Below are 12,903 nucleotides of genomic sequence, written 5' to 3' on the forward strand. Positions count from 1 at the left end.
GGTGTGAAATGTGAAGATCACTGATGCTGATCCCGAGTGAGACAGGCGAGAGCATGACAGGTGACCAGGGCCGCAGGGCCCTCGTGGTGCGGGGTGGCTGGGCAGGGCATGTCCCGGTGGAGGCCACCGAGCTGTTCATTCCGTTCCTGGAGAAGAACGGGTTCGAGGTGGTCCGGGCCGACTCCCCGGCGCCGTACGCCGACAGCGCGTTCATGGCGGACGTCGATCTCATCGTGCAGTGCTACACGATGGGCACCATCGAGCCCGAGGAGATGCGCGGGCTGGACGCCGCGATCAGGGCGGGCACGGGGATGGCGGGATGGCACGGCGGCATCGCCGACTCCTTCCGCAGCGCCTCCGACTATCTGCATCTCATCGGGGGGCAGTTCGCCTGCCATCCCGGGAAGGATCCGGCCGAGTGGCGCGAGGGCGCGGAGGAGAACTACTTCGTGCCCTATACCGTGAACATCCTGCCCGAGGCGGCCTCGCACCCCATCACGGAGGGCATCGCCGACTTCGACCTCGTCACCGAGCAGTACTGGGTGCTGACCGACGAGTACGTCGACGTGCTGGCGACGACGACCCAGAAGGTCCGGCCGTGGGACCCCTGGCACCGGGAGGTCACCTCACCGGCGATCTGGACCCGGCGATGGGGGAGCGGGAAGGTCTTCGTCGCGACCCCGGGCCACAACCTCGACGTCCTGCGGAACGACAGCGTGCGCACCGTCATCGAACGGGGGATGCTCTGGGCCTGCCGGTGAACGCGGGGAACCGCGGGCGCTGACGGCATGGAGAACGGCATGGAGAGGGGAGCGGGCGTGACCGCCCGCTCCCCTCTGTTCTTCACGTCGGCCGTACGTCGTGGCGTACGGCCCGGTCGGGTCAGCCGATCGTGCAGGCCGAGCCGTTCAGGCTGAAGGCCGAGGGGGTGGGGTTGCTGCCGTTGTGCGTGCCCTGGAAGCCGAACGTGGTGCTGGCGCCGGGCGCCAGCGAGCCGTTGTAGGACACGTTGCGGGCGGTGACCGACGAGCCGCTCTGGCTGACGTCGGCGTTCCAGGAGCTGGTGACCTGCTGCCCGCTGGAGAAGGACCAGGTCACCGCCCACCCGTTGATGGCGCTGCTACCGGTGTTGGTGACCGTGATGTTCGCGGTGAAGCCGTTGTTCCACTCGTTCTTCACGTACGACACGCGGCACGGCCCGCCGCCCTGCGGCGAGGAGGGCGAGGTCGAGGGCGTGACCGAGGGCGAGGGACGGGTGGAGGGCGAGGACGACGGCGAGGCGGAGGGGCTCGTGGTGGTGCCGTTGATCGTGACGTTGGAGTTGCCGCTGCTCTGGTAGCCCTCGGTGGCGAGGATCTGGTAGTCGTGGCTGCCGAGCTGCATGCCGTAACGGGCCCAGGCGTCGAAGTGGTTGCCGACGGTGATGGTGCCACCGACCCGCTTCTGCTGCCGGACGCTCCAGTACTGGTTGAACGTCTGGTTGCCGTCGATGGACGGGGCGTTGTACCGGGTGGTCTGGTAGACGTCGTAGGTGCCGCCGTCACTGGTGACGGTGCCCTTGAAGGTGCCGGTGGGACGCCAGGAGCCCCAGCTGTCGACGATGTAGTACTCCACCAGCGGGCCGCGGGTCCATCCGTACAGGGCCAGGTAGGCGTTTCCAGAGGGGTTGAAGCTGCCGGAGTAGGTCACCGTTCTCCGCGCGCCGGGCTTCCAGCCCTTGCCGGCGACGAAGTTGTTGGTGTTGCGCCAGGAGGTGCTGTAGTTCCCGCCCGATCCCAGGTCCATGGAGACGGTGCCCTGGCTGTCGGTCCAGAACGAGAAGAAGTAGCCGTCGTGGGTGCCGGTCTGGTTCGTGGTGACGGCCGCGTGGGCCACACCGGGCAGCAGTGCCACCGCCGCGGCCAGCACCACCGCGGCCATACGGCCCACCAACGACCGCAGACGGCCGCGGCCTCTCGAGTGCACGTTCATGTAGGTACTTCCTCCTCGTGAAAAGGCCGAAGGCGGCCGGGCGGCGTCGGGCCGTCGGTAGCGTGTGCGGGTCACGGTCGCCACCGGACGTCGGCGTCGCACAACGCGGCGGAGGGTGACCGGTCGCCATGTGGGTGACGAACCGGAGGACCACAGCGCGGTCGGTGACCGGTTCCGGCAGCGGCCCCTCGCCGACGAAACTATCGGTTGAACGGCGAAAGTGTCAGATGGCGTCTGCACCGCTGTCAACGCCGCGTGTGAGACGCGCCGAGATCGACGATCTCGCCCGAGTCATCACCCCTGGCCACCGCCCCTCGCGACCGGTCGTGGCGCGGAGCGGACGATGAAAATTTCGAGGAGGAGGCCGGTCGCCCCCGAAAACGGCACATGATCCCATCGTGCGATCAGTCGATGCACCCGCTTCGTTGCTCGCTGTGGCCGGAATCGTGAAATTTTCACCGAGACTGACCGGCTCTTCACCGCCCGGAGTTCGCCCTCGTGCGACGGGGCGATCGGCCGCGACCAGCGTTTACGTGAATCGCCACCTGCCCAAAGGGGTCTGTGTCCCCTCCGAAATCGTTGACACCCCAAGTCAGGCGTGCCGATACTTTCGTCAATACGCCGATACTTTCGGGATCGGACCGATCACGATTGCCGGCCGCGACTCTTCTCCCGGCCGTTCTCGGCTTATTCATGAGGAGGAAGTACGTACATGAACGACGTTATGGCCCATTCGAGGGGCCGTGGACGCGGCTCTCTGCGGTCGTTGTTCGGCCGTGTGGCCGCGGTGGTGCTGGCCGCGGCGGTGGCACTGCTGCCCGGTGTGGCCCACGCGGCCGTCACAACGAACCAGACCGGCACCAACAACGGCTACTTCTTCTCGTTCTGGACCGACAGCCAGGGCACCGTCTCCATGGACCTGGGATCGGGCGGGAACTACAGCACCTCCTGGCGTAACACCGGCAACTTCGTCGCCGGTAAGGGCTGGAAGCCCGGTGGACGCCGGACCATCACCTACTCCGGCAGCTTCAACCCGTCCGGCAACGCCTACCTCGCGGTCTACGGCTGGACCCGGGGCCCGCTGGTGGAGTACTACATCGTCGACAACTGGGGCACCTACCGCCCGACGGGGACGTACAAGGGCACGGTCACTTCGGACGGCGGCACCTACGACGTCTACCAGACCACCCGCTACAACGCCCCGTCCATCGACGGCAACCAGACGTTCAACCAGTACTGGAGCGTCCGCCAGCAGAAGCGGACCGGTGGCACCATCACCGTCGGCAACCACTTCGACGCCTGGGCCCGCTACGGCATGCAGCTCGGCAGCCACGACTACCAGATCCTCGCCACCGAGGGCTACCAGAGCAGCGGCAACTCCAACATCACCATCGGGGGCTCCGGCAACCCCACGTCGAACCCGACCACTCCGCCCCCCGGTAACGGCGGCTGCACCGCGACGCTCTCCGCCGGGCAGCAGTGGAGCGACCGGTACAACCTCAACGTCTCGGTGAGCGGTTCGAGCAACTGGACCGTGACGATGAACGTGCCGTCCCCGGCGAAGGTCCTCTCCACCTGGAACGTCAGCACCAGCTATCCCAGCTCCCAGCAGCTTGTCGCCAGGCCCAACGGCAGCGGCAACAACTGGGGTGTGACGATCCAGCACAACGGCAACTGGACCTGGCCGTCGGTCTCCTGCTCGGCGAGCTGACCCCCCCGCTACACGGCACTCGTGGCGGGGGGGGGCCAAACCCCCCCCCCCCCCGCCGAATCCCCCCCCCCCCCCGGGGGGGGGGGGGGGGCCCCCCCCCCCCCCCCCCCCACGTCTCTGTCCCACTCCGGCGCGTTCATGGGGAGGTCGCGCCGGCGGCGGTCACCGCCTGACCTCCATCAGATCAGGGAGTCGAACTCTCCGGTTTTGACGCCGCTGATGAATGTCTGCCACTCGGCGGCGCTCAGGTCCATCCCCGTCTCGCTTCCTCGATCATTTCGATGGACATGGATGCAGGATAGGCCCACCGGCGAATCGCCTCATAACGCTTCCAGATCGCGCTCACGGTGTCATGTTCTGTGGTGACTTTCCCTGCTGCGGAAGAGTCCACGTGAACGGCGTCCGGTTGCCCGTCCGGAAGCTCCGCGATCATAAATGCGCCCAGCAATCCGGCCAGGCACACCAGGAGGGCGTTCCAGGAGCGGAGGACGCGGGCGGTGGGCTCGATCTCCTCGACCCAGCTGCGGAACCAGACCGGGGCGCCGGGCTGGCCGACGATGCGCTGATAGAGCCGCGTGAACGAGACCCCGTCGGGCGTGCCGAAGAGCCGGTCCAGCCGTTCCGCGTCCGACTTCGACGGGGGTCCGGGTGGCCTTCTCCAGGCGGCTCACCTGGGTCTGGGTGCGGCCGAGGCGCGCGGCCACCGCCGCCTGCGAGAGCTGCGCGGCCTCCCGCAGGCGGCGTAGCTCGGCGCCGAAGCGCACTCTCGGGGACGCGGGATCGAGAGACGGCACAACATTCATCGCATTACCTCCCGACCCAGGCAGTTCCATTCGGCGTACGCGGTGAAATTCCGTACCAAGTCCACGACAAGCCAGGGGGTGTCATGGCCTGCGCTGTTTCGGCCTGATGAACCACTCGCCGGCCCGATGACGGAAAGGCAGTCTAGGCGCGGGTCGTCCATTCGGAAAGCCGGATAAAAGCAGAGCGCTGATTTTCCCGGCGGCTGCGGGGTCGATTCCGAATGAATGCGGTGAATCTCCTCCGCCAACCGGGCGAGGGGAGGTCCGCACAGGGCGGGGACCCGGCCGGGGCCGGATCTCCAGTGGCACGTGATCCCGCGGCGCCTTTGACGCGCCACGGGATCAGGTGGACGGTGGGGTCACGGGCTGGTGCAGGTGGCCGTCGGGGTCTCCGCCGAGCCGTTGGCGAGGAAGCCGAACGTCGTACTCGCGGTAGCGGCGAGCGAGCCGTTCCACGACTCGTTGCGCACCGTCACGGTCGATCCGGAGCCTGAGCGTGTGCCGCCCCACACCTGGGTGACGGCCTGCGAACCGGGCCAGGACCAGCTGACGGTCCAGCCGTTGACGGCCGAGTTGCCGGCGCGCACCGTGACCTCGCCCTGGAAGCCTCCGGGCCACGAACTGACCACCCGAATCGTCGCCGAACACGCGCCGGGAGCACCGCCCGACGGCGAAGGGCTCGGGCTGGGAGAGGGACTGGGCGACTTACTGGGAGAGGGGCTGGGCGAAGGGCTGGGTGACGCACTGGGCGAAGCACTGGGCGAGGAGCTGGGTGACGCGCTGGGGGAGGGGCTCGGCGACGTGGTCGGGCCACCCCACGCGGCCGTCGTGTCAAGCCAGGCCGCTCGGCGCAGCATCCAGTCCCGCATGTACTGCACCTGGCCCTGCCAGGTGGACGCGGTCGGGGTGGTGAAGAAGCCGATGGTCCGTGTCGTGAGGTTCGGCCAGCGCTGGAAGTTGCGCTGCGCGGCGTTGGTCAGCGGCCGTGAGAGCGCGTCAATACGGCTCTGCAGCGCGGAGTCGGAGAGCAGGCCGCGGCGCAGCGTCTGCCAGCGCGCCCTGACCTGGTCGACGAAGACCGGGTCCCGCAGAAGCTGGGTGAACCAGTCGTTGGCGACCGGCTGCCGGGTCTGCTGGTACTGCCAGCCCGAGGTCTGGTCGTTCTGGAAGAACCCGCCCACGCCGAACGTGAGGTCGTAGTCCCACAGCGGGCCGGCGAAGATCTTGGTGTCCCGGTCCTTGTAGAAGTAGGCGCTGCGGTAGTTCGCGTCCATGTTCCGGCTCAGCTCGTAGACGATGAGCTGGTCGACGAAGGAGTTCACGTCGATGTACGCCCGGTAGCCGGTGTTCGGGTCGGCGAAGTTCTGCGAGTGCAGCACGTTGTGGAAATCCTGGATGTAGGTGCGCAGCCATTCCTTCTGCTGCGGCTGCAGCGGCGACGGGTCGACCACTTCAAGGTAGTTCCAGCAGGTGGACGACGCCCCGCCGCACGGCAACGTCGGCTCCTCGGCGGCCATCCACTCGAACTTCCAGATGTATCCGCCCTGGATCTTCGGCAGGGTCGTGTCGTCCTCGTCCAGCTTCTTTAGGTCGAGCCGGTTCTTGGTGTTCTTGATCGTCTCGACGAGCATGTAGACGCCCATGTAGTCGTCGGAGCGCACCGGGCCGCTGTCGGTGTTGAGGTACAGCTCCACGAACCGGTAGCGCGGAGCCTGCAACCCCATCTCCTTGCCGAGGTCGAAGACGAGGGCCTCCCGGATCAGCGACTTGTCGGGGTACGGCCCGCGCAGCACCCAGTCGGAGTCGGCGGGCATCCCCAGCACCGGGTAGTCGGCGTCGTCGTTGTCGTTGTCCCAGAACTCCACGCGGTACGGCGCCTTCTCGTACGAGGCCGACGACTGGCCCCGCAAATGGACCCCGGCGCGGGTGGCGACGGCCGGAGCCGCGGCCAGTGACGTCGTCCCGCCGCCGCCCGGGTCGAAGATCATGGTGGCGGTGTCGACATAGTCCCGGCCGGGCTTGCCCGCGCCGTAGGAGTCGATCAGGACCACAGGCAGGTCGTGGGCCGTCGTGGTGTCGCGGGCGGCGTACACGGCCGTCCCGGGCTTACCGGACGCCGAGCCGCCGGTGAAGGCCTGTGCCCGCAACTCGGTCGTACGGGTGAACCGCAGCGGCGTGCCCTGGTAGAGCGCGGACGTCGCGGTCGGCGGCCTCCCGTCGGTGGTGTAGCGGATCTCGGCGCCCGCGATGGCGGTGCTCAGCGACACCGACACCTGTCCCTGGAAGGTGCCGCTCGGCACGGAGAAGGCGATGTCACCGGTCAGGTCGTCAGCCGCGGCCGCCGTGGACGCCGCGGGCACCGCGGCGGTCGCGCCGCTCGTGGTCCGGGGCGGGGGAGCCGCCTGCGCCGGCGCGCTCGACGCGTACGGGAGGAGAAGTCCCGCGAGAAGCACGGCGGCGGCCGAGACCCTGGTGGCGCGGCGGGTCGCGGCGGCACCGGTGCCGGGGAGGGTCACACGCACGATGCCTCCTGTTCTGGGTGTTGGGAGATGACGGGCGCCGGGTCCGCCGCCGGTGCGGCGTCCCGGAAGTGGCGGCGCAGGGTCCGCCGCCACGGCACGGCGGGCAGGTCCGGGCGCAGAGCGGCCAGGCCGGTGGCGTACTTCGAGATGCGGGCGGGTCTCGTCCCCGCCCGCCACAACAGGCGGTCGACCGGCGTGGCGGCCGAGGTGCTCTTGGTCTCGACCACGACGAGGCCGGGCAGGCGCAGCGCGGAGCCCGCGGCCCGCCAGGCGAGCCCGGTGTCGATGGTGATCCGGCTCGCGGTGTCCGGCAGCAGCAGGGTGACGCGCCGATACTCCGTGATCAGGACCGGGTCGAGGGAGATCCCGGCGACGGGGCCGGCCGACTCGCGCGCGAGCGTCTCGTCCACGAAGCCGCGCCCCGGGCGTACGGTGTCGCAGTCTCCCGGGTGGTACGGCAGGCGGTGCTTGGTGACGCTGCCCCGCGCGCCGCTGACCTTGACCTCCAGCCAGCACTCCGCGGAGTCGAGATAGGTGCGGGTGCGCACCTTGAAGCGCCGCCGCCTGCGGTACGCCGTACGGTGATAACTGGTCAGCTCAGGGGTGTCGAAGTACACCGACCTGTACCGGAAGGCGCGCTCGCCGTCGATCTCCAGCACCCGCGCGTACGGCGTGAGCCGCTCCAGCAGGCGCGGCAGCGCGTCCTCGGCGACGAGGTACTTGCGGTCCACCCGGGTCTGCAGGGCGGCGCGCTCGACCAGGTCGGCGAGCCCGACGGGGGCCAGCCGGGCCAGGGCAGGCCCGATGGACGCCGCGGTCATCCCCGCGCTCCCGCGTGCGCGGGCGTGCCGGGTTCGGCGGCCAGGGAGGGCGGGGCCAGCGCGTACCGGACGTCGACCACCGTCGTCTCGTTGACCAGGTCGAGCCGCTGGACGGTGACGGCGTGCACGCGGGCGTCGAGCAGCCGTTCCAGGTGCGCGACGAGCACGCCGTGATCGGTGATCGCCGAGTCGAGCACGAGGATCTGGTGGCGGTAGTGCCGGAACAGCCGCCGATGGTCGCCGAGGAACATCACCACGACGATGAGCGCCATCAGGCCGCCGCTGAGCCACGCCGAGGTGGTGCTCAGCGCGCCGAGGATGCCCAGGGCGAGGGCCGAGAAGTAGTACGCGACCTCGTGCTGGTCGAGCTCCGTCGAGCGCAGCCGGATGATGGACAGCACCCCGAACAACGCCAGGCCCAGCCCGAGCCCGGCGCCGGTGTCGCTGGCGCTCAGCGCGCTCGCCACCGCGAGGACCCCGATGTTGACCCCCAGGTAGGAGACGACCAGATCGCGGCGGCGGTGGCGCGGGAAGTAGAGCCCGAAGACGAGCACCACCACCGCGCAGAGGTCGATGGCGAACAGGACGAGCTGCGACACCACGTTCGTTCCTCCTGAGTCGCTGCCGGGCCGCCCCGCGCCGCCCGCGTCGTCGCAGCGGGCGGACAGGGCGTCGAAAGTTTTCGCTAGAGCAGGGAAACTTTTCGAGAACTCGCCCGGAACGATAGGTGAACCCAAGATGTCGGTCAATGAACTCATGCGTGCCCGTCACGGCGCCGAGGAGCGATCTTGCCTCGTCCGGGGCCGTTGACAGGCGAAATGACGAAATCTCCGGTACGAGTGAAAGGCGCCGAGGGCGCGATGCTCTGACCGGAATACGGAGAAAGTTTCAGCACGCTCGCCGTAGCGGGGGAAGCGCGTGATCAACCCGGGGCCGGGAAGGCGGCCAGGATCGTCCGGAGCCGCCGGAGGAGCGCGGCCACGTCGTCCTCCCGCCCGACCGGCACGCGCAGGTGGTCGCGCAGCCCGATGGGAGCCATGTCGGCGGCCCAGGCGTGGCCGCCCGCCCGCAGCTCGTCCGCGACCCGCGACGCCACCCCGGGCAGCCGGACGAGCACGAAGTCGGCGGCGGAGGGGAGGAACTCGACGCCCAGTTCCGCCAGCCCCCGGCACAGCGACTCCCGGGCGGACCGGTTGGCGGCGCGGAGGCGTTCCAGCAGGACCATGTCGTGGGAGGGCGGGGCGGCGGGCGGACGCGGCGCGGCCAGACGCCCCACCACCGCGGGAGCCCCGATCAGATAGCCGAACCCCGGCGACCCGTAGGTCCGCAGCACGCAGACGTCGGTCCCGTACCGCGCGCCCCACCGGGCGGAGGTGAAATCCGGGCCCAGCGCGAACTCCGCGCTCGACTCGTCGAACACGACGAGCGTGCCGTACCGCCGGGCCGCGGCGCAGAGCGACCGTACGGCATCCGCGCCGAGCACTCCGCCCGTGGGATCGTGCGGGTTGGCCACGATGACCATGCCGGCGCCGCGCGCCATCCGCGCGCACAGCTCCTCGGCGCAGATCCGGTAGTCGCGCAGGGGCAGTTCCACGAACGGCACCCCGGCGGCGCGCAGGCTGTCGGCGTGCCCGCGCCGCGTCTGCGCGTTGATCACGACGGGCCGGGGATCGGCGCGGCGCGAGGCGGCGAGCAGGCGGATCAGCTCGTCGGCGTCCGCGGCGACGGCGACCCTGTCCTGCCCGACGAAGTGGCGCCGGGCGATCCGCCCGGCCAGGTCCGGGCCGGAACAGGACAAGGTGCGCATGGTCGTCCTCCTGCCAAGGACCACAGGGGCCAACAGGGCTGTTCGCACCGTAGCCGAGCGCGCTATCAGGGTGGTCTCACCGCCGCCGCGGCCTCAGACCCGCCTCCGCGTGGTCTCGGACGGCTCTCGCGGGCCGCCTTCGGCGCGCGCGCGATGGCACGATCGAACGCATGGACCAGCGGATGATGCGAGCCTATCTCGACCGCATCGGCGCGCCGGCGCCGCGCGCGGCCGACCTCGACACGTTGCGTGAGCTGCACCAGCGGCACCTCTACCACGTGCCGTGGGAGAACATCTACACCCGTCTCGGCACGCCGGTCACGCTGGACGAGGACGTGTTCCTCGACAAGCTCGTACGGCTGCGCCGCGGCGGCGGGTGCTACGAGCTCAACGGCGCCTTCGCCGCGCTGCTGCGCGAGATCGGGTACGAGGTCACGCTGCTGGCGGCGGCGGTGTTCGAGGAGGACGGCACGCCCGTCTTCCCGCTCGACCACCTCGTCCTGCGGGTCGACCTGGACGGCCCCTGGCTGGTGGACGTGGGGTTCGGCCAGTTCAACGTGTTCCCGCTGCGCATGGACACCGACGAGCCGCAGCGCGACCCCGGCGGCGAGTTCCGGGTGGTCGAGGCCGGCCACGGGGACCTCGATGTGTACTGCGACGGCAGCCCGCGCTACCGGGTCGAGGCGCACCCCCGGCGGCTGCGCGACTTCGTGCCGTCCTGGGACTGGCACCAGGTGTCGCCCGAGTCGTTCTGGAACGCGATGGACCTCTGCTCGCTCAGCACCCCCGACGGCCGGGTGACGCTGCACGGCAACCGGCTGATTACGACGTCGGGCGGCCGTACGACGGAGGTGACGCTGGAGGACGAGCAGGCGGTCGTGGCGGCCTACCGCGACATCTTCGGCATCGACCTGGACCGGTCGCCGGGAGCCTGCTACGCCGAGCGCTTCGCGACGACGGAGTCCCTCAACGCCTGAAGCGCGACCTGAAGCGCTTGAGCGCAACCCCAAGGCCTCGCGCGGTCGCCACCCCCGGCGCCCGGCGTACGCGACGCGACCCGCGAGGCCCCGGGGCGCCGGGGAGCGCCACCGGCTCGGTTGCAGAGCCCCGTGGCAGAGTGCGGTGGTAGAGCTCGGTGGCGGGGCTTCGTGGTTGAGCTCGGTGGTCGAGGTGGTCGAGCTCAGTGGCCGAGCAGGGCGGCGACGTCGTCGACGATGACGTCGAGGCGGCTGCCGGTGCCGAAGATGCCGTCCACGCCCAGGGCCAGCAGCGTGTCCCGGTCCTCGGCCGGGATCGTGCCGCCGACGACCACCCGCAGATCCCCCAGCCCTTCGGCGTCCAGGGCGCTCATCAGGCGACGGCACTCCTGCAGGTGGTTGCCCGTCAGAGAGGACAGCCCCACCAGGTCGGGCCGCTCCCGGCGGACGGCGGCCACGAGGTCCGCGGGGGTGGTGTGCCCGAGATAGACCACGTCCATCCCGGCCTCCCGCAGCCCGTTGCACACCACGATGGCGCCCCGCCAGTGGGCGTCCATCCCCAGCTTCGCCACGACGCCCTTGCGGCCGCTCAGCACTCCTGCCACAACGGGAACTCCCATCGTCCCAGCTCGTCGCGGAACACCCGGCCGAGCTCGCCCAACGTGACATCCGCGTCGACCGCGTCGAGGACCGCCGGCATGACGTTCTCACCGTCCCGGCAGGCGCGGGCGACCAGCTTCAGGGCGACGCCGGCCGCCTCCCGGTCGCGGCGGGACCGCGCCCGCTCCAGGGCGGCCACCTGCCGTTCGAGGCTGCCTTCCGGCAGCTCGAAGCGGTCCAGCTCCTCGGCGTCGCCGTCGAGTTGCGTGTTGACGCCGACGACCAGCCGCTCGCCGTTCTCGATCGCCTTCTGGTCGGCGAAGGCGGTCCGTGCGAGCTCCGCGTGCACCCATCCCCGCTCGGTCGCGGCCACGATCCCGCCGAGCTCCCCGATGCGCTCCAGGACGCGCCGCGCGCGCTCCTCAAGCTCGTCGGTGAGGTACTCCACGAGGTAGCTGCCGCCGAGCGGGTCGGCGACCTTCGCCACCCCGGTCTCGTGCAGCAGCACGTACTGCGTGCGCAGCGCGGTCAGCGCGGCGTGCTCGCTCGGGATGCACACCGCCTCGTCGTACCCGTTGACGTGCAGTGACTGGGTGCCGCCGCACACCGCGGCGAGGCCCTGCAGGGCGCTCCTCGCGATGTTGACGTGCGCGTGGCGGGCGCTGTTGGTGACCCCCGACGTCTGCACGTGGTAGCGCAGCAGCTGCGCCCGCGGGTCGCGGACGCCGAGCTCGTCGCGCACCCAGTGCGCCCACATGCGGCGCAGCGCGCGATACTTCGCGACCTCCTCGAAGAAGTCGCTGTGGGCGCTGAGGAAGAAGGTGACCCGGGCCAGGACCGGCTCGGCGGCGAAACCGCGGTCGAGCAGCGCCCGTACGACGGCCTGCCCGTGGGCCAGGCACAGGGCCATCTCCAGGACCGCGTCCGCGCCGGCCTCGCGGTAGTTGTAGCCGCTCACGCTGACGGGGTTCCAGCGCGGCATCGTACGCAGCGCGAACTCGGCCAGGTCGCACGCCAGCCGGAAGGACCCGGCGGGCGGCAGCGCCTCGGGCGCGATGGTGATCGCCGTCTCCATCAGGAAGTCGTTCTGGCTGGTGCCCGCGAGGCGGGCGGGCGCGAAGCCGCGCCGCTCGGCCGACCGCACGTACATGGCGAGGTGGGGCACCGCCCCGATGGGCTGGGAGGAGACCAGGGAGACGCTCACCTCGTCCAGCGGGATGCCGTCGAAGAGCGTGTCGAAGTCGCCGCGCAGGTCCACGGCGACGCCGCCGCGGCCGACGTCGGCCCCGGCCCTGGGGTCGTCGGAGTCGAAGGCCCGCAGGCTGGGATAGTCGAAGACGCCGTTGATCCCGGTGGCCCCGCCGTCGAGCAGCATCCGGTAGCGGGCGTTGGTCTCCTGGGCGGTGCCGAACCCGGCGAGCTGCCGGATGGTCCAGGGACGTTCGCGGTACATCCCCGGACGGATGCCGCGGGTGTACGGGAACCCGCCGGGCAGGCCAAGCCGGTCGTCCGGTCCGCCGTCCGGTCCGCGGGCGGGGTCCACGGGGTCCCGCTGCGCCGTACCGGGGACCGCGACCTCCGGCAACGGCACGCCGCTCGCCGAACGGATCCGCGCGTCCTCCGCCGGCTGCTCCATCACGCCGTCCATGAGGCCGAGGCTGACAGGTGCGCGCGGGGGTGACCAATCGCCG

11 protein-coding genes are annotated in these 12,903 nt (G+C 70.4%); 3 read left to right on the forward strand and 8 right to left on the reverse strand.

Annotated features, from left to right (window positions below):
- Positions 1-53 precede the first annotated feature (53 nt).
- Positions 54-761, forward strand: a complete 708-nt coding sequence (locus FED44_RS28785) for a ThuA domain-containing protein (protein WP_111701530.1) — start codon at positions 54-56, stop codon at positions 759-761.
- 121 nt (positions 762-882) lie between these two features.
- On the opposite strand, the gene FED44_RS28790 is transcribed toward FED44_RS28785, so the two are convergent.
- Complete coding sequence (locus FED44_RS28790; protein WP_111701519.1) at positions 883-1,971, reverse strand: glycoside hydrolase family 11 protein; 1,089 nt, start codon at positions 1,969-1,971, stop codon at positions 883-885.
- Positions 1,972-2,683: 712 nt separating this feature from the next.
- Here FED44_RS28790 and FED44_RS28795 point away from each other — a divergent pair.
- The gene (locus FED44_RS28795) at positions 2,684-3,682 is read left to right on the forward strand and encodes a glycoside hydrolase family 11 protein (protein WP_111701518.1); all 999 of its coding nucleotides are present in this window, start codon (positions 2,684-2,686) and stop codon (positions 3,680-3,682) included.
- Between the two features lie 350 nt (positions 3,683-4,032).
- Here the strand turns inward: FED44_RS28795 and FED44_RS38575 are convergent, their stop codons facing one another.
- From FED44_RS38575 to FED44_RS28820, 5 genes are all read right to left on the reverse strand, one after another.
- Positions 4,033-4,515: a helix-turn-helix domain-containing protein gene (locus FED44_RS38575; protein ID WP_416360976.1), complete on the reverse strand. Its 483-nt coding sequence runs from the start codon at positions 4,513-4,515 to the stop codon at positions 4,033-4,035.
- Between the two features lie 329 nt (positions 4,516-4,844).
- Positions 4,845-7,007: a CotH kinase family protein gene (locus FED44_RS28805; protein WP_138462679.1), complete on the reverse strand. Its 2,163-nt coding sequence runs from the start codon at positions 7,005-7,007 to the stop codon at positions 4,845-4,847.
- A complete protein-coding gene (locus FED44_RS28810; RefSeq protein ID WP_111701515.1) occupies positions 6,998-7,828 on the reverse strand; it encodes a polyphosphate polymerase domain-containing protein in 831 nt (276 codons plus the stop codon). The genes FED44_RS28805 and FED44_RS28810 overlap by 10 nt, the downstream gene beginning before the upstream one ends.
- Positions 7,825-8,430 carry a DUF4956 domain-containing protein gene (locus FED44_RS28815; RefSeq protein ID WP_244302355.1) on the reverse strand — a complete coding sequence of 202 codons (606 nt, stop codon included), beginning with the start codon at positions 8,428-8,430 and terminating at the stop codon, positions 7,825-7,827. Before FED44_RS28815 ends, FED44_RS28810 begins: the two co-directional genes overlap by 4 nt.
- Positions 8,431-8,750: 320 nt before the next feature.
- Positions 8,751-9,635, reverse strand: a complete 885-nt coding sequence (locus tag FED44_RS28820) for an aminotransferase class I/II-fold pyridoxal phosphate-dependent enzyme (RefSeq protein WP_111701514.1) — start codon at positions 9,633-9,635, stop codon at positions 8,751-8,753.
- A gap of 170 nt (positions 9,636-9,805) precedes the next feature.
- Between FED44_RS28820 and FED44_RS28825 the strand changes: the two genes are divergently transcribed.
- The gene (locus tag FED44_RS28825; RefSeq protein ID WP_111701513.1) at positions 9,806-10,612 is read left to right on the forward strand and encodes an arylamine N-acetyltransferase family protein; all 807 of its coding nucleotides are present in this window, start codon (positions 9,806-9,808) and stop codon (positions 10,610-10,612) included.
- A 203-nt stretch (positions 10,613-10,815) separates the two neighbouring features.
- On the opposite strand, the gene FED44_RS28830 is transcribed toward FED44_RS28825, so the two are convergent.
- On the reverse strand, positions 10,816-11,217 hold the full coding sequence (locus FED44_RS28830; protein ID WP_165900744.1) for a cobalamin B12-binding domain-containing protein: 402 nt from the start codon (positions 11,215-11,217) through the stop codon (positions 10,816-10,818).
- Entirely contained in the window at positions 11,202-12,860 is a 1,659-nt protein-coding gene (locus FED44_RS28835) for an acyl-CoA mutase large subunit family protein (RefSeq protein WP_167521624.1), read from the reverse strand. The genes FED44_RS28830 and FED44_RS28835 overlap by 16 nt, the downstream gene beginning before the upstream one ends.
- Positions 12,861-12,903: the final 43 nt, after the last annotated feature.

The organism is Microbispora triticiradicis, assembly GCF_005864065.1.
In the GTDB taxonomy this organism is placed as follows: domain Bacteria; phylum Actinomycetota; class Actinomycetes; order Streptosporangiales; family Streptosporangiaceae; genus Microbispora; species Microbispora triticiradicis.